Genomic DNA, 23,948 nt, shown 5'->3' on the forward strand with positions numbered 1-23,948 from the left:
GCGTCCTGCGGCGCGCTTCTGTATGCGAAGTCGATTGTCGAGAAGGAGGTCATTCCCACCGATGGACGAGAGGGAGATCCGGGCGCGGGCACGACGGTGGGTGAAAGCGAATCGGGATGAGGTGGTGCGCCGTTACGCCACCACGAGTCTCGCCGAACTGGCCAAGGAATTGCATGTCTCGACGCCTTTCCTGCGCTCACGACTCATCGAATGGCGCGTCGCCCTTCGCAAGCAGGGCGACGCGAACCGCCTCCGGAGGAAAGGCCGCCGGGACGCGGGTGAGCCGTGCTGAGGGTGCGGGCGGACGGTGCCCGGCCCCGCGTCCACGGGTGGTGCCTCGCGCTGCTGGGCCGACTCGTGCCCCCGCGCGGCAGACATCGGTCGGCGGCGCGGACATCCGCCGTCCTCCCCCGGCCGGTCGGGGCGCGCACCCAGCTGCGCCTGACCATGGTCACCGTCGCCCACTGGTCACCGGCGCGTGCCGCCCCGCAACCTGCGGAAGGCGTGGCCGCCTTGGCGGGAGGGCGCGTGGGCGGATCGGTGCATCCCGTCCCCTGGTACGTCGTCGTCCACGAGTCCGGCCTCTTGGTCCGCGAGGCGCGGCGCCGGGGTGTGGCGGTCCCACCGGACGGTGCGGAGGAGTCCCGGTGCGACCGATGAGCTTCGCCCCCGCGCCGTCGTCGGCCGGGTAGAACGTTGCACCTCGGCGCGTCAGGCGGCGAGGAACGCGCGGATCGCGGACGCGATCTCGGCGGCGTGGGTCTCCAAGGCGAAGTGGCCCGTGTCCAGGAAACGGACGTCGGCGTCCGGGAGGTCCCGCCGGAACGCCTCGGCGCCCGCGGGCAGGAAGAACGGGTCGTTCCTCCCCCACACGGCGAGCAGCGGCGGTCCGCTCGTGCGGAAGTACTCGTGGAACGTCGGGTACAGGGCGACGTTGCTCGCGTAGTCGAGGAACAGGTCGAGCTGGATCTCGTCCGCGCCCTCGCGCGCGAGGTAGAAGGTGTCCAGCCCGTAGCCGTCCGGGCCGACCCGCGTCGTGTCGGGCACGCCGTGGGTGTACTGCCAGACCGTCGTCTCCGGCTGAATCAGGGTGCGGATCGCGTCGCGGTTCTCCTGCGTCGGGTCGTCCCAGTAGGCGCGGACGGGGTTCCAGCCCTCGCTCAGGCCTTCCTCGTAGGCGTTGCCGTTCTGCGTGACGATCGCGCTGATCCGCTCGGGGTGCCGGGTGGCGATACGGAAGCCGACAGGGGCGCCGTAGTCGAAGACGTACAGGGCGAAGCGCTCCAGTCCCAGCGTCTGTGTGAAACGGTCGATGACGTCGGTGATGTTCTCGAAGGTGTACACGAACTCGCCGCGCGCGGGCATGTCCGAGCGGCCGAAGCCCGGCAGGTCGGGGGCGACGAGGTGGAACCGGTCGGCGAGCAGCGGGATCAGGTCCCGGAACATGTGGCCCGCGGACGGGAACCCGTGCAGCAGGAGCAGCGTCGGCGCCTCGGGGGGACCGGCCTCCCGGTAGGCCACCGTCAGGCCGTCGATATCGGCTGTGCGGTACGCGATGTCGGTCATGGCGAGTCCTTGGGGAGGCGAGACGTTCCGGACTTCGCGCGGCGGTGTCACGAAGGCAAGGCGATGGTTCAGGAGACCCTGCCCCTCTCCCCCTCGGACACGCCTGCTCCGGCCCCCTTCCAACTCGATCGGCAGACGGCCGCCGCTCGGCGGGACGCCGGAGAGACCCTTCCTACGGGCTCGGGCGCTCACCGCGGCCGATACGACGTCAAGTCAGCTGCGGGGGTGGTGCGTTGATGCGGTGAAGCCCTGTACCTGGCGACAGCCGTGGCGACACACTGGACGGGGGTGGTCGTATGGCGACCGGTGACGAGGTGACGGCGCGGCGCGCGCTGGAGAAGGCGGCGGAGCTGCTCGCGCGGGGGAAGGCGGGGCGGGCGCGGCGCTGGCTGCGCCGGGCGGGGGACGCGACGGCCGACCCGCGCACGTCCTACCTGGTCGGGCACGCGTTCCACACACGTGTCGGCGACCTCGACCTCGCGCAGGTCTACTACAGGCCCGCCGCCCTGGCCGGGCACGTGGACGCGATGAACAACCTCGGCGTCGTCCTGAAGCAGCTCGGCCTGTTCGCGGAGGCGGGTGGCTGGCTGCGCGCCGCCGCCGCGCAGGGCGACCTCGACGCGACCCACACCTACGCGCGGCTCCTGCACCAGAGCGGCCGCTTGGACGAGGCACTGCCCTGGTACGAGAAGGCGGCGACCGCCGGGCACGTGGACGGGATGATGAACGCGGGGACGCTGCGCCTGGCCGACGGCGACCGTGTCGCGGCGTTCAAGTGGTTCCGCGCGGCGGAACGCGCCGGGCATCCGCTGGGCGGGGTGATGGCCGAGTCGGTGCGGAAGGACGCGGGCGCCCCGCGCGGGCGCCCGAAAAAGGACGCCCCGAACCGAGTGCCCCCTTCTCGTGCGCCCTTGCTCCGGGCGCCCGCCCGTACACCCCCGCCCGAGCCCGCCGCCCCCCTCACGCTGGACCCCGCCACACCGCTCGCCAGCGCCCTCCAGGCCCAGGACCGCTATCTGTCCACCGGCGACCCCAGGTTCCTCGCCATGGGCATCGGCATGGTGACCGAACTGCTGCGCACCGATCTGCCCCGCACCGAACGCGCCGACGCCTTCACCCTGCACGGCGTACTGCTGCGCACGCGCTACGAGCGCGACGCCCACCCCGCCGATCTCCAGGCGGCCATCACAGCGGGCCGCGCCGCCATCTCGTACTCCCGGCCCACGGACCCCGCCTTCGCCTCGCACCTCTCCAGCCTGGGCAACACGCTGTACGACGAATACACCCGCACGCGGCAGCTGTTCTCCATAGACGAGGCCGTCGCCCTCCAGCGGCGCGCCCTCGACCTCCTGCCCGACGAGCACAGCGAGCGCGTCCCCACGCAGTCCAACCTGGCCAACGCCCTGCTGGCACGCGCCACCGCCGGTGACGGACCACCCGACGAGGACCTGCTCACCGAGTCCGTCCTCGCCAGCCGCGAGGTGGTGGGCGCCACACCCGAGGGCCACCCGCGCCGCGCCTCCTACCTGGTGAACCTCGCCGCAGGGCTGCTCACGCTGCTGCGCGCGCGTCCCAGTCAGGTCATCGCCGACGAGGCCGCCGCCACGTACGACCGCGCGCTGCGCGCCCTTCCCGCGGGCCATCCGTCACGCGCGGGGATCGAGGCGAACCGGCGGCTCGCCCACCGGACACGTGACGCGTTACGCGCCGCCGGTCCCACCAGCAGCGCCCCGTCCCCGCCCCAGGCGACGGGAACGGGGCTCGCGCACCCGTTCTCCGACCAGCAGATCCTCGACGCGCTCCGCACCGCCGGAATCCTCCAGGACACGCCGCCGCCCCGGCCGACGACGGGCACCGACGCCGCCGACCAACTCCTCGTCCGCTACGAGACGACCGGTGCCGCCGCCGACCTCGACCGCGCGCTGGGGATCTACCGCGCCGCCCACGCTGACGCGCGCGACCCCGCCGCACGCCGCGAGATCGGCGTCAAGCTCGCCACCGCCCTGTGGTCCCTCGCCGAACGCACCGGCGCCCGCGCCGACCTGGACGAGGCGCTCAACCTCTTCGCCGCACTGCTGGCCGAGATGCCCGCCACCGATCCGCTGGCGGGCACCGCCCGCACGTCCCTCGGTTCGTTGTACCGGCTGCGCTGGGAGCAGGTCGGCGACCCCGACGACCTCGACATCGCCGTCCGCCACCAGCGCGCCGCCCTCGCCCGGACCAAGCCCGGCCACCCCATGCGGGCGCTGCGCCTCGACGCCCTGGCGTCGGCGCTGACACCGCGCCACGAGGCGTACGGCGACACGGCCGCGCTCGAAGAGGCGCTCACCTACCGACGGCAGGCACTCGACCTGTTGGGCCTGGCCTCGCCACACGGCCCCGGCGTCGCCTCGAACCTGGCGATCGGTCTCCGGATGCGGCCCGGCGTCAGCCACGCCGACCTGGACGAGGCGGTCACGCTCGCGCGCGCCGCCGTCACGGCGACCCCGCCCGGCCATCTCCTGCACGCGCGGTTCCTGTCCAACCTGGCCATCTGCCTCGGCTCCCGGCACGCGTTCACCGGCGACCCGGCCGACGCCGAGGAGGCCGCCCGCCACGCCGCGCAGGCCGTCGCCGTGACCCCGCTCGACCACCCGAACCGCGTCACCCGCCTCGGCTCCCTGGCCACCTCCCGTGCGTTGCTGCACGAGATCTCACCCACCCCTGCCGGTCTCGACGACCTGATCCGCGCCGCCCGGCAGGCGGAGGAGGCCGCGCCGCGCGGCCACATCTCCCACACCCACCTCCGCTCGCTGCACGCCTGGGCGCTCGCCCGCAAGGCCATCGAGGCCGGGGACGACGACCTGCTCGCCGCCTCGGAGGAGACGCTGCGGCAGGCCGCCACCAACCCGACAGGACCGATACGCGAACGCGTGGCCGCCGCCCGTAGGTGGGCCGCCGTCGCGTACCTCGGGCACGGCCCCGACGCGGCGCTCGGCCCCTTCGCCCTCGCCGTCGAACTGCTGGCGCGCACGGCTCCGCGCCGTATCGGGCGCGCCGACCAGGAGCGGCACCTCGCGTCGTTCGGCGGTCTCGCGTCGGACGCCGCCGCGTGCGCCGTCGCCTGCGGCGACCCGACACGTGCCCTGGCGCTGCTGGAGGCGGGCCGTGGTGTGCTGCTCGGCCAGACCTTCGACACCCGGGGCGACCTGACGCGGCTGCGTGAGGCCCACCCCGAGGCCGCGCGGGAACTCACCGCGCTCCGTGCCGTCCTCGACCCCGCGCCAGGGCCGGGACCGGGTTCCGTGCACACTCCGGACGACCGCCACGCCGCAGCCCAGGCCTGGGACTCCTTGGTCGCCGACGTCCGCCGACGCCCCGGCTTCGCCGACTTCCTCCTGCCGCCCGAGCCCGCCGACCTGGTCGCCGCGCTCCCGGACCGCACAGTGGTGGCCGTCGTCAACATCAGCGGCCTGCGCAGCGACGCCCTGCTGCTGGCCCACGGGCGCGTCACGGCACTGCCGCTGCCCGCCATGGACCTGGCCACCGTCACCGAGCGCGCCGACGCCTTCCACACGGCCGTGGCGGGCGCCGCCCACTCCGGCCTGTCCCGCGCCGCGCGCATCACCCACCAGCGGACCATCCGCGACACCCTCGCCTGGCTGTGGCACGGCCTCGCCGAGCCCGTCCTCTCCGCCCTGGGCCACACCGCGCCCCCCGCCGATGGTGCGGACGCGTGGCCCCGCCTGTGCTGGGTGCCCACCGGGCCGCTCACCGCGCTGCCGCTGCACGCCGCCGAGGCCGCGGAGCGCGCCGACGGCGCCGTACTCGACCGCGTCATCTCCAGCTACGCGCCCACACTGCGCAGCCTGCTGCGCGCCCCCGCCGCCCGCGACGTCACTCCCGCAGGCGCCGATCCCCTGGTCGTCGCACTGCCCACGACACCCGGCGCGCCCGACCTGCCGTACGTGCCGGAGGAGGCGGCGCACCTCACCTCGCTGCGCCCCGGCGCCCGCGTATTGAGCGGTCAGGACGCGACACGCGACGCCCTGCTCGCCACACTGCCCGCGCACGACTGGGTCCACCTCGCATGCCACGCGCAAAGCCCCGACGCCGTGCTGCTGCACGACCACCGGACACGCAGGCTGACCGTCCCCGACATCGCCGCGCTACGCCTGCCGTCCGCGCGGCTCGCGTACCTCTCGGCCTGCGCCACGACCCTGGCCCGGCCGGACCTGGCGGACGAGGCGGTGCACATCACCGGCGCCTTCCAGCTCGCGGGCTACCCGCACGTGGTCGGCACGCTGTGGCCCGTCAGCGACCGTCTCGCGCCCGAGGCGGCCCGTGCCTTCTACCTGGCGTGGGACGCGGGCGCCGATCCCGGGCGCGCCCTGCACGAGGCCGTACGCGAGCTGCGCGAGCGGTACGGCGCCACGCCCACGCTGTGGGCGGCCCATGTGCACGTCAGCGCAGCAGGTTGAGGCTGGAGACGACGGTGAACAGCAGCACCAGCTTCTCGAAACGTCCCTGGTCCACGCGTTTGATGGCCGCCCGCCCCAGCACGGCGCCGACGACCACCACCCCGACGAGCGCGGCGTTCAGCCCGAGCGAGTCGCCGTCGATCAGGCCGAGCCCCGCGCTGAACGGCACCTTGAAGACGTTGACGACGAGGAAGAACCAGGCCGCGGTGCCGAGGAACTCCAGCTTCCGGAAGCCCGCCGACAGGAGGTAGACCGACATGACGGCGCCACCGGCGTTGGCCACCATCGTCGTGAACCCGGCGAGCAGCCCGAACACGGCGGCCCGTACGCGTCCCGTGCCCGTCTGCGGGCGTCGCCGCTGCCACAGGTGGACAAGGACGACGGCGAGCAGCGTGCCGCCGATCGTCCGCCGCATCACGGTGTCGTCCACCCACGCGACGAAGACGGTGCCGAGCAGGATGCCCACGGCGACGGACGGGAAGAGCCGTAGCAGCAGGGGCCAGTTCACGTGCCGCCGGTAGACCGCGACGGCCAGGAGGTCGCCGAAGATCAGCAGGGGCAGGAGCGCGCCGCTCGACTCGCGGGCGGGCAGGACGGCGGCGAACAGCGCGACCGAGATGGCGCCGACACCGCCGATGGACGTCTTGGCGACACCGACCAGGAGGGCCGCGATGGTCAGCAGCGTCCAGTCCGCACCGCTCAGGCCGCTGATCACCGAAAGGACATTACGCCCGTTCGGGTTACCCCCGGGAACTTGTCCGCCGATCGGTACGTGAAAGGTGCGTGATGCTCCGTGTGGGATCGGGGCGGGGAGCGACGAGGGGAAGGGGCCGGAGCACCGTGACGGACACAGTGGCCGGGCGGACGGCGGACGGGACGGGAGACGACGGGGCGGGAGAGCGCGGGACGGCGGACCGCGACGGGCGCGCGAGCGGCCCCGGCGGCAGGTTACGGGGGCTGGCGCGCCGCCTGCGGCCCCGCATACCGCGGACGGTCCGGGGGAAACGAACCGCGCTCCAGGTGACGGTCGCCGTCCTGTCGCTGGCCATGCTGCCGAGCGCCTGGGTCTACGCCAGCACGGACGGCCGGGTGCGTACGACGGCCACCGCGCCCGTCACGCCGGTCGCCCTCGTCTTCGGCGCGGGCCTGCGCACGGACGGCTCGCCGACCCGCTGGCTCGCCGACCGCCTCGACACAGCGGCCGAGCTGTACGACACGGGCCGCGCCCGCGTCCTCCTCGTCTCGGGTGACAACAGGACCGCCACGTACAACGAGCCGGAGGCCATGCGCGCCTATCTGGTCGAGCAGCACGGCATACCGGCCGAGCACATCGTGGCCGACTACGCGGGCCTCAACACCTGGGCGTCGTGCTCACGCGCCGCGGAGGTCTTCGGCGTCGAGGAGGCCATCCTCGTCTCGCAGGACTTCCACATACGCAGGGCCCTCGCGCTGTGCGACGCGGCGGGTATCGACGCGTGGGGCGTGGGGGTCTCCGACCACGCGAGCATCCTGTGGGTGATCAGCGGGCTGCGGGAGATGGCGGGCGCGACGACCGCCGCGTGGGACTCGGCGTTCACGCCTGACCCGCACGTCGCCGGGCCGCCGGAGACCGCGCTCCAGGACGCGCTGCGCGCCAACCCGTAGCGGCCGTCACGGCCGGACCAGCCGTTCGACCGCCGCCGTGACCAGGCGCTCGCGCTGGGCTTCGGTGAACATGTCGGGCGGGGTGAGCTGTTCGACGATGAGCCAGTTGAGGGCCAGGTGCAGCAGCCGGACCCCGGTGGCGTCGCCCGGCAGCCCGGACGCCGCGTGGTGGGCGACGTCGGCCTTGACGTCGGCGCGGACGCGTCCGCTGAGCACCGCGCGCAGCCCGGGGCGCCTGGTGGCTTCGAGGCGGAGTTCGAGCAGCGCGAGACATCCGGTCCTGAAGGCGCTGATCCGGCCGACGAGTTCACGCATCAGCGCGGCGTAGGTCTCCCGGTCGGGGGCCTGCGCCCGCTGCCCGGCGAGGGTCGCCTCGTCGGGCTGGAGGCGTTCGTGGACGCGGGCGCCCGCCTGGGTGAGCAGGTCGTCGCGGTTGGCGACGTAGTTGGAGGCGGTGCCGGTGGGCACGGCCGCCCTGGCGTCCACCGCGCGGAAGGTCAGGCCCCGCGCGCCCACCGCCGCCAGCACCTCAATGGGGGCGTCGATGAGGGCCGCCCGCCGTCCGTCGTTCCTGCGCGCCATTCGTGTCGCGGGCCCCGCCGGGGAGGCGGACTTCTTCCCCCCGGGGGACGAGGGGCAGGCGGCCGCGTACGCCGCCTGGATCAACGCGCGCTTCCCGGAGACCGTGCCCACGGCCCTGCGCGCCGCCCACGGCCTCGCCGACGCGGCCAGCCGCCGCTTCGACACGGTGCTCATGGGCGCGGGCACCTACCGCACCGTGCTGGACGCGAGCCCTGCCAGCCCCCACGCGCACCTGCGCCAGTACGTCCTGTCGCGCACGCTCCCGCCGGAGCCGGAGGCGGACGTCACCGTGGCCGGGGGCGACGCGCTCGCCCTGGTCCGCGACCTCAAGCGGCGGGACGGCCAGAACGTCTGGCTCTGCGGCGGCGGGCGGCTCGCCGGGGCGCTGCTGACCGAGATCGACGAGCTGATCCTGAAGAGCTACCCCGTGGTCGCCGGGTCCGGCGTCCCGCTGTTCGACGCGACGTTCACCCCCACCCCGTTCGCGGTCACCTGGTACGCCCGGCGCTGATCCGGCCGCGGGGTGCGCCGGATGCGGGGCGCCGGGTGCGGGCGCATCCGGCAGAGTTCACCCGCCGTACGTCTGTGCGGGGGGTGGGAGTTACGGTGCGGCGCGTACAAGTGGCGGCCTATGTCCACCACAGCGGCCCGGCCCGCCTCCGACGCCTCGCCCGCCCCGTCGTCACGGCCCGGGCGCGAGCACCGTCACGACGTCGATCTGCTGCGGCTCGTCGCGTCCTGCACGGTGATCCTCAGCCATGTGGCCGCCGCCTTCATCAAGGCCGTGGACGGCCAGGAGGAGAACGGCCCCGCCGCCTACTGGGTCGGCATGACCGGCGACTCGGCCGGTTCGTACGCCGTCCCCGTCTTCTTCGCCATAGCGGGCTGGGCCGTCCTCGTCGGCGCGCCGCCCCGCGACAGCCGCGGTCTGTGGCGGCGCGTCACGCGCAACGTCACGCCGCTCGCCCTGTGGACCGTCGCCTACCTGGCCTGGGCATGGCTGCGCGACACGAACGACGCGCCCGTCACCGAACTCGCCGTGGACAGCCTCTTCGGGTCGATCGAGCCCGCGTACCACCTGTGGTTCATGTACGCGTACATCCCCGTCGTCGTGCTGCTCGCGTTCGTCGCACTGGTCAAGACGGGCAGCCGCCCCTGGGCCACCGGCGCGGCGCTCGTCGCTGTCGCCTGCCTGCCCACCGCCCTCACGACGTTCGCCGAGGTCACCGGGCGCGACGCGCTGTCCACAGGCTGGGGGTTCTCGCCCTACGCCGTCGTGTACGCGGTGGGCGGCGCCCTCGTCCTGTCGATGCCGCAGCGGCTCCCGGCCCGCTACCGCCGCCCGCTGTTCGCCGTCGCCCCGGCCGCCGCCGCGGGCATCCTCTGGTACCACACGCAGATCCACTACGTGATACCCAACGCGCACCTGTTCGTCGCCGTCCTCACCCTGGCCGTGCTGCTGCTCGTCTGCCGCATACGCGTGCCGGAACGCTGGCGCCCGCGCCTCAGCCGTCTCGCGGGCGCCGCGATGGGGGCGTACATGGTGCACGTCCTGTTCGTCGAGGAACTGGTGCGGCCCCTCATACCCACCGACGCCAGCCTGCCCGTCACGCTGGGCGCCTTCCTGTGCCTGCTGCCCGTGACGATCGCGCTGTCCTACGCGGCCAGTCTTCTGTGGGGCCGGTTCGGGCTCCGCCGGATCCTGGGCTGACCGCCCGCCGGGACCCGCCCCGCCCCGCGCCGACCGGCGCAGACCGACCCCAGCGCCCGCCGCAGTGCGGCGCCGTGCAGCGCGTCGTCCTCGGTGTGCCACCCGGCCGCCCGCTCCGCCGCGCGCCTGGCCGCGTCGAGCAGACCGGGGCACGCCCCGCCCCCGCGCGCGGGCCCCGCGTCGGCGAGCGCGCCGACCAGCCGCACGGTCAGCACGTCGATCCGCTCCCGCACGGCCGCCAGATCCACCGGACCGGCCGTGAGCCGCCCCGGCTCGCGCAGCAGCCCGCGCTGCACGTCCTTGCCCGCCTCGACCTGATCGCGCAGCACGCGCGCCGCCAGCGCCGGATCGACGCCTGCCAACTCCGCCGCCCGCCGTGCCGCGCCGAGGACCACGGCCTCACGCCGCGGGTCGTCCACCGGGCCGCCCGTCACCGCCTTGGCCGCCGCGACCGCGTCCGCCGTGGCCAGCCGCGCCGCGACCACCCCGACCAGCCTGGTCAGCGCCGCGTCCCCCGACGGCAGCGCCGCGCGCGCGGGCAGGAACAGCAGCAGGGGCACGAGCAGCACGACGGCACGCCGGTTCACGCCGCGAACCTGCCCCGCCCGGCCGGGACGTCACCGCGCCACGCGGCGCCGCGCCGTCCCCCGCTCCCACGCGCCCCTCCCGTACAGGGGGTGGCGCGTCAGCCCTTGCGGACCGCCCGGCTCCTGACCTTCCGCACGAGCCGCAGCGCCGCGCGCCGCCCCGGCATCTGGCCGGTGACCCCGGACGCGAAGCCGCCCGGCAGCGCCAGCGCCGTCAGCTTGCTGCGCCGCACGTACTTCGCCGCCAAGCCGCCCTGATGCTCGGTCAGCCAGGCCACCGCCTCGCCGCGCAGCCCCGCGTGCATCCTCGGCTGCATCGTGTAGCCCAGGACGCGCACGAGCGGCCCGAGCGCAGCGCCCGCGTCCGGCGGCGGAGCGGGCAGCGCCTGGAGGCCACCGGACAGCGCCTCGACGTCCGGCACGAAGGCGTCCACGAGTGTGACCGGCACGCGGTTGCTGTTCTGGAACGGGCGCAGCCGCTCCAGCACCAGGTCCGTGCCCACCCGCGCGATGGGGATGCCGTAGTACACCGACGCCGTCAGCAGCGCCGTGGAGAAGCACCCCACGACCAGATCTGGCCGGAAACGATCGAACACAGTTTCGGCCAGCATCGGGGTGTCCAGGACCGTCAGGCGCACGCCCGCCTCGGCCGCCGCCTTCTCCAACACCTTGGAGTACTGCGCCGGTGCGGTCGGATGCGGTTTAAACAGAACGTGCGCACAGCCCGCGCGCGCCGCGCCGCGCAGCATCCGCTCGTGCAGCGCCTCCTCCTGCGCCGCCGAGAGGATGTTCAGCGCCGCCAGGTACTGCCCGAGGAGGACGGCCGTCCGCTCGCCGCCCTCGCGGGGCACGACCGGCTCGGTGTACGCGCCGCCGATCTCGTCCAGCACCGCGCGGAACGCCTCGTCCGGCACGATCACGGCGGGGGCGCCCAGCTCCGACAGCAGCAGCGGCGTCAGCCCGGGCAGCAGGTCCAGGTGCAGGAGCCGCCGCACGCGGCAGCCCGTCGGCCACAGGAGCCGTTCACGCGTCGGGCCGTAGCTCATCAGCCCGTCCGCGTACACGTGCACGTCGGCGTCCGCGAAGATCTCCGCCAGCGCCGCCGCCGGCTTCGCGTGCACCGACTCGACCACCAGGTCGAGCGGCCCGTCCCCGAGCCCCCACGCCTCCCGCAGCAGCCGCTGCCAGACCGGCGCGTCCGTCTCGGCGGGCGCCCACAGGGACGGGTGGTTGGGGTAGATCGTGTCGTTCCAGCTGACCACGGTGTCGAAGCGGTCCGCGATGCGCCGCCACCCCGTCATCTCGTCCAGCGTGGCGGCGGCCTCGGGGACGGTCGCGTTGTTCGTCACGAGCAGGACGCGCCGCCCCGGCTCGAACAGGCCCGCGTCCAGGGCGGCGGCCAGGGTCGCCGCGCCGTACAGGGTCGAGACCTCGAAAACCTGCGTCCGCATGGTCACACCGCCGCCTTCCGCGTCGTCCGTCCGGCGAGCCGCCGCAGGACGCGGCCCCGCTCGTCGCCCATCGCGGTGAGCACCGGGTCCAGCAGCTCGGGCGGCATCCCGCGCAGCGCCTCCGTCGCCTCCCGTCGCAGCCTGCGGGCGGCCTCCGGCTCGTAGCCCGACGCGTTCTCCGCGTGGAAGGCGATCATCGCGCAGTACGTGCGGACGATCTTGGGCAGGAAGCGTTCCGCGTCGGGACGCGCCGCCACCTCCGCGAGGATCAGGTCGTGCGCCGGGAGGAAGTCGAGCTGCCGCTCGTCCTTGATCTGCGTCAGCGAACTCCCCACGCCACGCCGGTAGAAGACGCCGAACAGCCCGACCGCCGCGAAGCTGCGCGCCCGCAGGTGCAGCTGCCAGCCGAAGACGCGGTCCTCGGCGGTGCGCAGCGCGGGTTCGAAGCGCAGCCCGTCGTCGAAGATCCGCCGCCGGTAGATCCCGGCCCAGACGAAGGGGTAGTCCACCATCGTCTTGGCGTTCGCCGGGTTGATGCCGTCCAGCGGGTCGAGCGGTACGTCACGGCGCGGGGCGGGGGCGCGGACGACGAGCCGCTCGCGGCCGGTGGCCTGGACGTGGTCGGTGCGCAGGAAGTCCACGTCCAGCCGTTCTGCGGCGTCCAGCAGGCGCGTCAGGTACCCGGGCGCGTACCAGTCGTCGCCGTCGAGGAACGCCAGGTGCTCGCCCTCGGCGGCGTCGATCCCGGTGTTCCGCGCGCGGGAGATCCCCCCGTTCGCCGCGTGCCGGACGACACGGCTGTGCGGCAGGGCGTCACGCGCCCGGCCGAGGATGTCGGCGGTGGCGTCGGTGGAGTGGTCATCGACGAAGATGAACTCGATGTCATCCGTCGCGTTGCGGGCGAGGCTCCGCAGCGTGGCGGGCAGGTACTCCTGCACGTTGTGGCAGGTCACGACGACGGAGAGCTTCGGCACCACGTGACGGTAAACGCCGCCGGGCCACGCGGGGGCAATCCGGGGTGACGGCGAGGTGAACCACGCGTGCACACTCGGCGGCGGCTCGCCCGCGTGTCGCGTTCCCGCGTGTGAACCGGACGGGAACGGGGCACCCGCGACGCCCGGACGTACGCAGGACGGCGCGGGGAGCACGGGCATGGGCGGGACCGCTGGGGACGACGCGGGCGAGGCGGGTGAGGCGGGCAACGCGGCCTACGGCCGGAAGAAGTTCAGGCGCTCCCGCAGCCATTTCACCGACCGCGTCACCGCCGACGGCCGCGACGGCTGGCCCGTCGAGCCGGGCCGCTACCGGCTCGTCGTCAGCCGTGCCTGCCCCTGGGCGAGCCGCGCCCTCGTCTCGCGCCGCCTCCTCGGCCTCGAATCCGCGCTGTCGGTGGCCGTCGCCGACCCGATCCAGGACGACCGCAGCTGGCGCTTCACCCTCGACCCCGACGGCCGCGACCCCGTCCTCGGCATCCGCCACCTGAGCGAGGCGTACGACGCCCGCGAGAGCGGCCACCCCGGCGGCGTCAGCGTCCCCGCGCTCGTGGACATCCCCACCGGCCGCCTGGTCACCAACGACTACCGGCGCCTCACCCTCGACCTCGCCACCGAGTGGACCGCCCTCCACCGGCCCGGCGCCCCCGACCTCTACCCGGAGCCGCTGCGCGACGAGATCGACGAGGTGATGGAGGGCGTCCACGAGGACCTGAACAACGGCGTCTACCGGGCGGGCTTCGCGACGGACCAGGGCGAGTACGAGGCCGCGTACGCCGACGTGTTCCGCCGCCTCGACCTGCTGTCCTCCCGCCTCGCCGACCGCCGCCACCTCGTCGGCGACACGCTCACCGAGGCCGACATCCGCCTGTTCACGACGCTGGTCCGCTTCGACGCCGTCTACCACGGCCACTTCAAGTGCAACCGGAACAAACTCACCGAGGACCCGGTGCTGTGGGCCTACGCCCGCGACCTCTTCCAGACCCCGGGCTTCGGCGACACGGTCGATTTCGATCACATCAAGCGGCACTACTACCAGGTCCACACAGGGATCAACCCGAGCCGCATCGTGCCCGCCGGGCCCGACCTGTCCGGCTGGCTGACCCCGCACCACCGCGAGGAGCTGGGCGGCAGGCCCTTCGGCGACGGCACGCCCCCGGGGCCGCCCCCGCGGTAGCCGTACGGTCAGGGCTCCCGCGCGTCCCGTGGCCGCAGCAGTTCGAAGACGCTGGAGAAGCTGTCCTCGCCGAACCCCTCGGCCGCCCGCCGGTCGAGCAGCGCCTTCAGCGGCCCGTGCACGTCGGGCGGCACGCCGTTCTCCTCGCTCAGGGCGACGAGCGCGTGGACCGCCGCACGGTTCAGGTCCACCGTGGACACCCCGCCCGCGTACGCCCCCGCCCCCGCCTCGCGCGCCAGCTCGGGCAGGAACGCGGCCATGCCGGTCAGCCACCGCGCCGCCAGGGGCGCGAGGGTCTCGGGCGGCGTCCCGGCGCGGGCCAGCAGCGCCGCCGAGTGGAGGAAGCCGGTGAGGGCCGCGTACCCGGTGCCGAGCACCGCCAGGTCGTGGACCTCGGCCGCGCCGGGGTCCGTGCCGAAGTAGTGCGCCGGTGCCATCACCTCCAGCTCAGGCAGGTACGTGTCGAAGGCGCGCCGGGAGCCGCTGTAGAGGAAGAAACCTTCCTCCGTGGCGACCGTCGAGGGCAGGGCCATCATGGCGCCGTCCAGGTAGGCCGCGCCGTGCCCGGCGGCCCAGGCAGCCAGCTCCCTGGCCTGCGCGGGCGTGCAGTTGGCGAGGTTGACGAGGGTCCTGCCGCGCAGCGCGGACGCGGCGGGCCCGACGGCCTCCTGCACGGACCGCGCGTCGAGGAGCGGGGCGACGACGAGCGGGCCGGCCGCCATGGCCTCCGCGACGGTCCGCGCCCGTACGGCCCCTTGGGCGACGAGCGCGTCGGCTCGCGCGGCGGTGCGGTTCCAGACGGTCGTGGGGTGCCCGGCCGCGACGAACGCGGCGGCGATCGCGGTGCCCATCCTGCCGAGCCCGAGGACCGTGACCGGTGTCCTCTCCCGCTCAGACATCCCCCTCACCCCCGCCGATCACCCGGGAGACGGCCGCGATGCCGTCGGCGCCGTGCCCCAGCGCGACGGCCTGCTCCAGCAGGTCCGTGATCAGCCGCGGCACCTGCGTCCCGATGCCGTGTGCCGAACTGGTTTCAACGAGATGTTCCATCGCCGCCGTGTGCACCGCCACGGTGCCGTCGTCGTCGGGGAACCGCCCGTCCGCGATCTGCCGGGCGTGGTCGGTCATCAGCGAGGCGACGAACGGCATGTGACCCGTCGCCACCGCCGCGAAGTCGGCCGGGGCGACCCCCGCGGCGCCCGCGAGGGCGGCGGCGTGGTGGAAACCGGCCAGCGCGCCCCAGGCCAGGCCGAACAGGGCCGTGTCGTACACCGGGGCGAGCGCCGGATCGGCGCCGAGGTACGTCGCGTTGCCCAGGCCCGCCAGCACCGCCCGGTGCCTGGCGAAGGCGTCGGCGGAGCCGCTGAGGACGAACAGCGCCTCGGCGCGCCCGACCAGCCGCGTGCCGCTCATCGCCGCGCCGTCGAGGTAGTCCGCGCCGTGCCCGGCCGCCCACCCGGCCGTCCGCACGGCGTCCTCCGGAGTGCCCGACGTCAGGTTCACCAGCGTCCTGCCGCGCAGACCGGCCGCCACAGGACCCAATACCTCCGCCACGGTCGCGTAGTCCGGCAGGCAGACCACGACGAGCGGGCTCGCCACGACCGCGTCCCCGGCGGACCGGGCCCGCACCGCTCCCTGGGTCACGAGCGCGTCGGCCTTCACGGCGCCACGGTTCCAGACGGTCGTGGCGTGCCCCGCCGCCAGGAACGCCTGCGCCAGCCTGGTGCCCATCTGCCCGAGCCCGAGGACCGACACCGCGGACCCGTCGTGCTTCTCGTGCGTCATGTCACTTCTCCTTCAAAGGACTTGCCGCCGGACACCCCGTCCGACGTGCCCCCACTGTGGCGACCGGCGCTGTCGGGCCCCTGTCGGAACGCTGTCGGCCGGTCCCATCGACCCCGCCCGTTACCGTGCAGCCATGTACTTCTCCGTGCTCGGCCCGCTGACCGTCACGACGGCCGCCGTGCACGCCGTCGCGATCCCGGAGGCCAAGGTGCGCGCGCTGCTCGCCGCCCTCCTGGCCCACGAGGGGCGCACGGCCCCGGCCGACCGCCTCATCGACGACCTGTGGGGCGAGCGGCTGCCAGGCAACCCGGCCGGTGCGCTCCAGACGAAGGTCTCGCGGCTACGCCGCGCCCTCGCGGACGCCGAGCCCGGCGCCGGGGAGCTGCTGGGGACGCGTCCCCCCGGGTACGCGCTGCGCGTCGGCCCCGACGACGTGGACGCCGCCCGGTTCGCCGCCATGACGGCCGCCGCCCACGCCACCGCCGACCCGCGCGCCAGGGCCGACCTGCTGACCGGCGCCCTGGCGCTGTGGAGGGGCGACGCGTACGCCGACCTGCGCGACGCGGAGTTCCTGCGCATCCCCGCCGAACGCCTGGACGAGCAGCGGCTCACCGCCCTGGAGACACTGGCCGAGACCCGCCTCGACCTCGGCGAACACCGCACCCTCACGGCGGAACTGGCCGAGCTGTCCGAGCGCCACCCGCTGCGCGAACGGCTGCGCGCCGCGCAGCTCCTGGCCCTCTACCGCGCCGGGCGCCAGTCCGAGGCCCTGGCCGTCTACGACGCACTGCGGCGGCGGCTCGCCGACGAGCTGGGCGTCGATCCCGGGCCACAACTCACCGCCCTGCACCGGGCGATCCTCATCCACGACGCGGCCCGCGACACGCCCCGGCCCCGGCCCGCGCCCGCCTTCCGCGGCCCGGCCGCCCCCCTCACCGCGCTCGTCGGCCGCGCCGACGCCGTCGCCGCCGTGCGCCGCCTGCTCAGCACCCACCGCCTCGTCACGCTGACCGGGCCGGGCGGCGTGGGCAAGTCCCGGCTGGCGGAGGAGGCAGCCGCGGGCGCGGCCGGTGACCGCCCCGACGGCGTCCTGACGGTCGGCCTCGCCGGGACGACCGCCGTGGCCGAGCACCTCGGCGCCGCTCTCGGCGTCCGCGAGGAGGAGCACGTGACCCTGGAGGACGCCCTGCGCCACCGGCGCCTGCTCCTCCTGCTCGACAACTGCGAGCACGTCATCGACCCGGCCGCCGAGACCGTGCGCCGCCTCCTGGCCGCCGCCCCCGGCCTGACGGTCCTGGCCACCAGCCAGGAGCCCCTGGGCCTCGGCGGCGAGGCGGTCTGGACCGTCCCGCCCCTGGGCCAGGACGACGCGGAACGCCTGTTCGCCCTGCGCGCCGCCGACTCCGCGCCCGGGTTCGCCGTCACCGGCGAGAACGCGGCGGCCGTCGCGACGATCTGCCGCCGCCTCGACCGCATACCGCTGGCCATCGAACTGGCCGCCACCCGGGTCCGCGCCCTGGGCGTGCACGCGCTCGCCGCCCGGCTCGACGACCGGTTCGCGCTGCTGACCGGCGGACGGCGCGACGTCCCCCCGCGCCAGCGGACCCTGCGGGCGGTGCTCGACTGGAGCTGGGACCTGCTCGCCGACGACGAGCGGACGCTCCTGCGCCGCCTCGCCGTCTTCGCCGACGGCTGCACCCTGGACGCGGCCGAGGCGGTGTGCGGCGGCGCGGGCGAGGACGTCGTCGGCGCGCTGGTCAGGCTGGTGGACCGCTCGCTGGTCGCCGTGGGAGACGGGCCACGCTACCGGCTGCCGGAGTCGGTGGCGGCGTACGCGAGGGAACGTCTCGCCGAGGCAGGGGAGTCCGACGCCGTCGGGCAGGCGCACCACGCCCATTACGCGGCGCTGGTCGAGGAGGCCGCGCCCGCGCTCCACGGCCCGGGGCAGCGGGGCTGGCTCGCGCGGCTCGACCGGGAGAGCGCGGATCTGCGGGCCGCCCTGGCCCACGCCGTGGGGCGCGGGGACGCGGCGGGGGCGCTGCGGACGGTGCTCGCGTCGGCCTGGTACTGGTTCCTGCGCGGCCGGGTGAGCGAGGCGAGGCGGTCGCTGGACGAGGCGCTGCGCGTCGCCGCCACCGCGGACGGCAGCGGTGACGGCGGCGATGACGGCGACGTGGCCGCGCTCGCCGCCCGTGCCGCCGTGTGGCACGCCGGGTTCGCGCTGCTGGCCGGGGCGGAAGGCGGCGTCAGGGCCCCGGCGCCCTCGGCGGCGGACGGCGACGCGCGCGCCACCTGGTTCCTCGGCCACGCCGCCCTGCGCGCGGGCGAGGACCTGGCACGCAGCGAGACGCTGGTGGGCCGCGCGCTCGCCGCCGCCCGTACGGCCGGGGACAGCTGGGGCGTCGCCGCCGCCCTCGGCAGCGCGGCCACGCAGGCGCTGCTGCGCGGCGATCTCGCCGCCGCCCGCCGCGGCGCGGAGGAGGGGCACGCGCTCTTCGGCGAACTGGGTGACGGCTGGGGCCTGTTGCAGACCGCCTACCCGCTGGCGGCCCTGGCGGCGATCACGGGCGACCACGCGCGCGCCGAGCGGCTGCACCGGGAAGGGCTGCGTCACGCGGAGGAGTTGGGCTTCCCCACCGAGGCCGCCGACCGGATCACCGGCCTCGGCCGCGTCGCCCTCCTGACCGGCGACCTCCCCCGGGCCGCCGAGCTGCACCGCGCGGCGATGACGCTGGCCGCCGAGCACGGCTACGCGGCGGGCGAGGTCCACGCCGAGATCGGCCTCGGCCTCGTCGCGCGGCGCGCGGGCGACCTGGACGGCGCCGAGCGGCATCTGCGCAGGACCCTCGACTGGCACCGCGCGGTCGCGTTCGGGCCAGGACCCGCGCTCCTGCTGGCCGAACTCGGCTTCCTCGCCGAACAGCGCGGCGACGCGCCCTCGGCCCTCGCGCTGCACCGCCAGGGCCTCGCCGAGGCCCGCCGGGGCGGCGACCCCCGGGCCGTCGCCCTGGCGAAGGAAGGGCTGGCGGGCGCGTACGCCGTCGCCGGTCGGCCGGTGCGGGCCGCGCGACTGCTGGGTGAGGGCGCACGGATCCGGGCGTCCGTCGGCGTACCCCTCCCGCCGGGCGAACGGGGGGACGTGGACCGCGTCACGGCGGCGCTGCGCGCCGCGCTCGGCGCGGACGGTCTCGCCGCCGCGTCCGCGCCGCCCGCGCGTCGCCCGTGACCAGGACCGTTCCCGTCCTGGACCGGGCATAGCGTGGACCGCGGACCGCACCGGAAGGAGACCGATCACCGTGGCCCCCACCGCCGACGTACCCGCCCCCGACCCCGACGACGACCCCGCCGAGTTCCCCTCCGCCGCGGAGTTCGACCGCTGGCTTGAGGAGCACCACGCCTCCTCGCCCGGCGTCTGGCTGAAGCTCAGGAAGAAGGCCCAGGGGATCTCGGCCCTGGACTACGCGCAGGCCCTCGACGTCGCGCTGTGCCACGGCTGGATCGACGGGCGGAAACGTTCCCTCGACGCCACGCACTGGCTCCAGCGGTTCACGCCCCGCGCGGCGCGGAGCAGGTGGTCCCGCGTGAACCGGGACAAGGTCACCGCCCTGCTCGCCGAGGGCCGCGTCCGGCCCTGGGGGCTCGCCGAGGTCGAGCGGGCCAAGGCCGACGGCCGCTGGGACGCCGCCTACCAGGGCATGAAGGGCGTCACCGTGCCGGAGGACCTGGCCCGCGCCCTCGCCGCCGAGCCCGCGGCCGACGCGTTCTTCGCGACGCTCGACAAGAAGAACCGGTACTCCGTCCTGCACCGCGTCGAGGCGGCGAAGCGGCCGGAGACCCGCGCCCGGCGGATCGCCACCCTCGTCGCGATGCTGGCCGAGGGCGAGAAGCTCTACCCCTGAGTCAGGGGCAGCGCCCGCGCCCGCCACCGGGAGCAGCCGCACCTGCGCCGCGGGAAGGCGGAGCGGCCCGCCGGTGTCCACGTTCCACAGCACGGCCTGCCCCTCGGCGACGCCGAACGCGACGTAGGGGCGCTCAGGCGCGAGCGTCCCGCCCGCCTCGTTCAGCTGCCCGGCGGGCACGGTCGGCACGACGCAGGTCCACTCGGGACGGACGCCGAAGTACGGGGGCGGCGGCGTCCCGGCCGCCGCAGCCTGCTCCAGGCGCCTGGCCGCGTCCGCGGGCGAGTTGATCGTCCAGTCCACCACGGCGAAGACGAGGGCGACGACCAGGGTCGTCCCGAACAGGGCAGCGTTGAGGTAGCTGCCCGGCCGGACGTAGTGGAAGTACCGCAGCAGCCCCCAACCGGCGGCGAAGAACAGCGCGGTACCCAGTGTCGGCCACAACAGCCTCATCGCCGAGGCAAGTTGCCAGGCACCACTGACCGATGTCTCCGCCTGGCCGAGCGACAGCGTGTCGGCGTAGGCGTCGTGCAGCAGCCGTCCGGTGAGCGGCAACGCGGCAACCGCCACCGTCGCGAGCAGCGGTAGTGCGCCGACCACGAGCCCTTGCCACCGCCATCGGCGCACCAGCGCGACGAGTCCGGCGCCGTAGTACAGGAGCACGACGAGCGCCAGCGCCTGCCCGCGCGGCAGGCCCTCGGACACCCCCGGGATCCCGAGCGCCCAGACCATGACCGAGCCGGTGGCGACGGCGGCGGGCAGCACCGAACGGGCCCGTGTCCGCGCCAGCGGCAGGGAGAGCGCCGTCCACCACGCCACGCCCGCGCACCCGGCGGCGGCCGTCCACAGGACGGGACGGGCCACGGGATCCGCCTCCCGTGCCACGACGAGCAGCGCCATCACCGCGATCAGCGGCCCGGCGAACAGGACCGCGGCGCGGTTGAGGGCGTCCTCCCCGTGCAGCGGCGCACCTGCCCCGCCCCTGCCGTCGAGGGGCCGCACGTCCACGTCCGTCCGCGGGGCGCCCGGCATCAGGTCCCGCGCCATCGCCAGTGCCTCGGCACGGCCGCCGCGGACGCGTCTGCCGACGTCAAAGAGGCCGAGCCGCACGGCGCACCGGTACAGGAGGCGTCTCAGCCGTCCCGACGCGCCCCAGGAAGGCGTCGTGTGCACCTGCCAGGTGGGCAGCAGCACGCGATCGGTGTCCTCCCGACCGCTCCAGTGGTCGTACAGCTCGAAGCCGCCGTGGCGTGCGGCGTCGGCGAGCAGCCAGGACGCCTCGACGTCGGCGCGCCACGGCGAGCCGGACACCGGGACCGTCACCTCGTGGAACCACGAGTCGGCCCTGGCCGGGCGACCGAGTGCCCGGCGGGTCACCCGCAGCCGTCTGGCGTCGAGTTCGCCGAACTCCCAGCCCAGCAGCGCGTACCGGTCACGGGCCCGCCGCCAGGCGACGGGCCCACCCCGTACGTCCGCCAGCACGCCGACACGGCAGTCGGGCGCCCGCCCGGGCACCGGCGGCCGTCAGCGCGCGACGTACTGGGTGAGGATCGCCTGCACCTCGTAGATGTCCACGCCCTTGGTGAACTTCTTGGTGACGGGCGTCGGGTTGCTGGAGATCCAGAGCTTCAGCTCCGCGTCCAGGTCGAACGTGCCCGCCGTCTCCACGGCGAAGTGGGAGATGCTGCGGTACGGGTACGAGTGGTACTCGACCTTCCGGCCCGTGACGCCCTGCTTGTCCACGAGGATGAGGCGCCGGTCGGTGAACAGCAGCGTGTCCCTGATCAGCACGTACGCGCCGTGCACCTGCTCGCCCTGGCCCAGCAGCCGGGCGTACTCCTCCTGTGCCGCGACCGGGTCCACCGTGTGCGCGTTGCCGAAGAGTGCCATTTCTGCCCCCACTTCACGAAGCTGTCCCTTGCGGGCACTTTATACCGGGCCTGTGACAGCCGGGCCTGGCATGATGCCGATCATCGGACAGGAGGGGAGGCCCAGATGAAGCTCGCCGAAGCACTCGCGGAACGGTCCGCGGCCACACGCCAGGTGGAGCAGCTGCGCGCCCGCGTCGTCGGCAGCGCCCGCCACCAGGAGGGCGACACGCCGCCCGAGGACGCGTCGCGGCTCCTCGCGGAGGCCGACACCGTCCTTGTCGCGCTCGAATCGCTGATCCGCCGTATCAACCGCACCAACACCACGGTGCGCGTGGAGGGAATCGGGACGCTCACCGACGCGCTCGCCCGCCGTGACGTCCTGCGGCTGCGGCACTCGCTGCTCACCAGCGCCGCCGACGCCGCGGCGGGCCGCGACGGGAACGGCCCCAGGCGCCAGCTCCGTTCCGAACTCCTCATGCTGGCCGCGCTGCCCGTCGCCGGACTGCGCGCCGACGCCGACGCGCTGGCCAAGGAGATCCGTCACCTGGACCTGCGTATCCAGCAGGCCAACTGGGAGGCGGAGCTGCTGGACTGACCCGGCGGGACGTGACGCGGAGCAGGTAGGCGTCCAGGAGGCGGTGCACGACCGCGACCGGCGGACTCCGGTCACTCTGGCGACGTGGAGGGCAACGTCCGGGGTTCGACTCCCCGCATCACAGCGCAGCCCCTCACACGCCACGGGTAACGGTGCACAGAGCACAGCACATCACCACGTGCAGATCCCGGACGCCGAGGGCGGGCAAGGGGTTTCCGCGTCACCCGTCCCACCGTGAGGGCCCCGGCCGTTCGTCGGCCGGGGCCCTTCGCGTGCCGCGCGCGGGCGGGGCTCAGCGCGGGTAGTGCGCGCCCGCGTCGGGCAGGCCGCCCGTGCCCAACTGCTCGAAACGCTGCTGGACGTTGTGGGCGAACGCCTGCTGCTCGGAGCTCTGGTAGCCCTGCGCCGAGGGCGTCATGGCCACGGTCAGCACGCCGCTGATCGCCGCGCCGGGCGCCGTCCGCACGGGGGTGCACAGGAAGTCGAAGTCCTGGGCGTAGGCGTTGCCGTACGTCGAGACCGATCCGCGCAGGGGGGATGCCTGCCCCGAGTGGAACGACTGGTCCATGGCCCGGAAGAGGCCGATGGCGTCCAGGGCGGGCAGCACGTGGCGGCCGGGGCTGAACTGGCTGACCCTGCCGAACGTGTCGCCCTGCGCGCGATTGGCATAGCGCAGCAGGTGCTCGGGCCCCTGGGTGAGCATGATGGGGAAGGGCGCCCCGTCGAAGACCGCGAAGAGCTCCTGCTGTTGGGCGAGCAGGCTGTCGCGGAGCTTGAACTCGGCGAGGAGGGTTTCCGCGAGTTCCTTCATGCCCTCCTTCACCTCCCGGTCCCAGACGCGGGGCTGGGTGTCGGCGACGCAGACGGTGCCGAGGATCATGCCGCGGTTGTCCACCAGGGGCGTGCCCAGGTAGGAGCGGACGCCCATGTCGCTGACGAGGGGATTCCCGCGGAAGCGCGGGTAGTCGAAGACGTCGTCCAGGGCGAGCTGGGAGCCCTGGGCCACCACGTGCGGGCAGAAGCCGTAGTCGAGCGAGGCCTCGCGGGCGACGTTGCTCAGGTCGAAGACGATTCCGGCGCCGGCGCCGCCGGAACCTCCCGGGCTCTCGTCCGCCGGGGCGGGCGGGACGTACATGCCGCGGAACATCTGCCGCTGGTCGTTGTGGAAGTTGACCATGGCGAGGGGAGACTGGGTGAACCGCGCAGCCAACTGCGCGATGCGGTCGAACGTGGCTTCCGCATCGGCGGAGTCGAGGCCGAGAACCTGCAGCCGGAGCTTCCGCTGCTGGCCGGCGATCCGGGCTTGCTCGGAGGTCGAGTCAGTCATGAGATCAGATCAAATCAGAATCGCGCGGCGGGTGGCACACCCCTTCGATTTTTGTCTGTATCACTTGCCTCACGGAACGCACTTCCGATACGGAGAGTGCCGGATTCCCGGGGGTTCATGACCGTCTGCTGCCCGGCTGTGAAACGGCGCAGGACCATACAGCAGATTCCATCCGAATATCTACGGGTTTCACCGCCTGCCGATCACTTCCGGCCATTCCTGGATCGGGAATCGAACGGTAACGATCGTGCGTAGACAATCGTGCGGTGGTCCGGATTTCGACGCTACCGCGTCCGATTCG

At 74.5% G+C, this 23,948-nt stretch carries 19 protein-coding genes; 9 read left to right on the forward strand and 10 right to left on the reverse strand.

Translation table 11 applies throughout. The features are described from left to right. Positions 1-61: 61 nt before the first annotated feature. On the forward strand, positions 62-292 hold the full coding sequence (locus IF27_RS30735; RefSeq protein WP_190232747.1) for a hypothetical protein: 231 nt from the start codon (positions 62-64) through the stop codon (positions 290-292). 419 nt (positions 293-711) lie between these two features. On the opposite strand, the gene IF27_RS00780 is transcribed toward IF27_RS30735, so the two are convergent. Further along, entirely contained in the window at positions 712-1,566 is an 855-nt protein-coding gene (locus IF27_RS00780; RefSeq protein WP_052847262.1) for an alpha/beta fold hydrolase, read from the reverse strand. Between the two features lie 296 nt (positions 1,567-1,862). Between IF27_RS00780 and IF27_RS00785 the strand changes: the two genes are divergently transcribed. Beyond that, positions 1,863-6,026, forward strand: coding sequence for a CHAT domain-containing protein (locus tag IF27_RS00785; protein ID WP_052847263.1), 4,164 nt, complete (start codon positions 1,863-1,865; stop codon positions 6,024-6,026). On the opposite strand, the gene IF27_RS00790 is transcribed toward IF27_RS00785, so the two are convergent. Next, positions 6,010-6,741: a sulfite exporter TauE/SafE family protein gene (locus IF27_RS00790; protein ID WP_052847264.1), complete on the reverse strand. Its 732-nt coding sequence runs from the start codon at positions 6,739-6,741 to the stop codon at positions 6,010-6,012. The two genes, IF27_RS00785 and IF27_RS00790, sit on opposite strands and share 17 nt — an antisense overlap. A 125-nt stretch (positions 6,742-6,866) precedes the next feature. On the opposite strand from IF27_RS00790, the gene IF27_RS00795 reads away from it, so the two are divergent. After that, positions 6,867-7,670 carry a SanA/YdcF family protein gene (locus IF27_RS00795; protein WP_338058183.1) on the forward strand — a complete coding sequence of 268 codons (804 nt, stop codon included), beginning with the start codon at positions 6,867-6,869 and terminating at the stop codon, positions 7,668-7,670. Positions 7,671-7,676: 6 nt separating this feature from the next. On the opposite strand, the gene IF27_RS00800 is transcribed toward IF27_RS00795, so the two are convergent. Further along, the gene (locus IF27_RS00800) at positions 7,677-8,252 is read right to left on the reverse strand and encodes a TetR/AcrR family transcriptional regulator (RefSeq protein WP_052847265.1); all 576 of its coding nucleotides are present in this window, start codon (positions 8,250-8,252) and stop codon (positions 7,677-7,679) included. On the opposite strand from IF27_RS00800, the gene IF27_RS00805 reads away from it, so the two are divergent. Together IF27_RS00805 and IF27_RS00810 are read left to right on the forward strand one after the other, a co-directional pair. Beyond that, positions 8,215-8,763 carry a dihydrofolate reductase family protein gene (locus IF27_RS00805; protein ID WP_052847867.1) on the forward strand — a complete coding sequence of 183 codons (549 nt, stop codon included), beginning with the start codon at positions 8,215-8,217 and terminating at the stop codon, positions 8,761-8,763. The two genes, IF27_RS00800 and IF27_RS00805, sit on opposite strands and share 38 nt — an antisense overlap. Before the next feature lie 120 nt (positions 8,764-8,883). Next, complete coding sequence (locus IF27_RS00810) at positions 8,884-9,963, forward strand: acyltransferase (RefSeq protein ID WP_052847266.1); 1,080 nt, start codon at positions 8,884-8,886, stop codon at positions 9,961-9,963. Here the strand turns inward: IF27_RS00810 and IF27_RS00815 are convergent. From IF27_RS00815 to IF27_RS00825, 3 genes are all read right to left on the reverse strand, one after another. Then, positions 9,909-10,550, reverse strand: a complete 642-nt coding sequence (locus tag IF27_RS00815) for a chorismate mutase (protein ID WP_052847267.1) — start codon at positions 10,548-10,550, stop codon at positions 9,909-9,911. The two genes, IF27_RS00810 and IF27_RS00815, sit on opposite strands and share 55 nt — an antisense overlap. 98 nt (positions 10,551-10,648) lie before the next feature. Beyond that, complete coding sequence (locus tag IF27_RS00820; RefSeq protein WP_052847868.1) at positions 10,649-12,001, reverse strand: polysialyltransferase family glycosyltransferase; 1,353 nt, start codon at positions 11,999-12,001, stop codon at positions 10,649-10,651. Between the two features lie 2 nt (positions 12,002-12,003). After that, complete coding sequence (locus IF27_RS00825) at positions 12,004-12,975, reverse strand: glycosyltransferase family 2 protein (RefSeq protein ID WP_052847869.1); 972 nt, start codon at positions 12,973-12,975, stop codon at positions 12,004-12,006. Between the two features lie 178 nt (positions 12,976-13,153). Here IF27_RS00825 and IF27_RS00830 point away from each other — a divergent pair, with 178 nt between their 5' ends. Then, a complete protein-coding gene (locus IF27_RS00830; protein ID WP_052847268.1) occupies positions 13,154-14,170 on the forward strand; it encodes a glutathione S-transferase family protein in 1,017 nt (338 codons plus the stop codon). Between the two features lie 8 nt (positions 14,171-14,178). Here IF27_RS00830 and IF27_RS00835 read toward each other — a convergent pair whose 3' ends face one another. After that, positions 14,179-15,069, reverse strand: a complete 891-nt coding sequence (locus IF27_RS00835) for an NAD(P)-dependent oxidoreductase (RefSeq protein WP_052847269.1) — start codon at positions 15,067-15,069, stop codon at positions 14,179-14,181. Next, positions 15,062-15,955 (reverse strand): NAD(P)-dependent oxidoreductase, encoded by an 894-nt coding sequence (locus tag IF27_RS00840; RefSeq protein WP_052847270.1) that lies wholly within the window; start codon positions 15,953-15,955, stop codon positions 15,062-15,064. Before IF27_RS00840 ends, IF27_RS00835 begins: the two co-directional genes overlap by 8 nt. 133 nt (positions 15,956-16,088) lie before the next feature. On the opposite strand from IF27_RS00840, the gene IF27_RS31760 reads away from it, so the two are divergent. Together IF27_RS31760 and IF27_RS29815 are read left to right on the forward strand one after the other, a co-directional pair. Beyond that, positions 16,089-19,181 (forward strand): ATP-binding protein, encoded by a 3,093-nt coding sequence (locus tag IF27_RS31760; protein ID WP_052847271.1) that lies wholly within the window; start codon positions 16,089-16,091, stop codon positions 19,179-19,181. Between the two features lie 70 nt (positions 19,182-19,251). Beyond that, the gene (locus IF27_RS29815; RefSeq protein ID WP_110945409.1) at positions 19,252-19,854 is read left to right on the forward strand and encodes a YdeI/OmpD-associated family protein; all 603 of its coding nucleotides are present in this window, start codon (positions 19,252-19,254) and stop codon (positions 19,852-19,854) included. A 1,524-nt stretch (positions 19,855-21,378) separates the two neighbouring features. Here the strand turns inward: IF27_RS29815 and IF27_RS00855 are convergent. After that, a complete protein-coding gene (locus IF27_RS00855) occupies positions 21,379-21,744 on the reverse strand; it encodes a PH domain-containing protein (RefSeq protein ID WP_052847273.1) in 366 nt (121 codons plus the stop codon). A 105-nt stretch (positions 21,745-21,849) separates the two neighbouring features. On the opposite strand from IF27_RS00855, the gene IF27_RS00860 reads away from it, so the two are divergent. Next, on the forward strand, positions 21,850-22,320 hold the full coding sequence (locus tag IF27_RS00860) for a DIP1984 family protein (RefSeq protein WP_052847274.1): 471 nt from the start codon (positions 21,850-21,852) through the stop codon (positions 22,318-22,320). A 292-nt stretch (positions 22,321-22,612) separates the two neighbouring features. On the opposite strand, the gene IF27_RS00865 is transcribed toward IF27_RS00860, so the two are convergent. Further along, entirely contained in the window at positions 22,613-23,647 is a 1,035-nt protein-coding gene (locus IF27_RS00865) for a GAF domain-containing protein (RefSeq protein WP_052847275.1), read from the reverse strand. Positions 23,648-23,948: the final 301 nt, after the last annotated feature.

The organism is Streptomyces avicenniae (genome assembly GCF_000719135.1).
Classification (GTDB): Bacteria; Actinomycetota; Actinomycetes; order Streptomycetales; family Streptomycetaceae; genus Streptomyces; species Streptomyces avicenniae.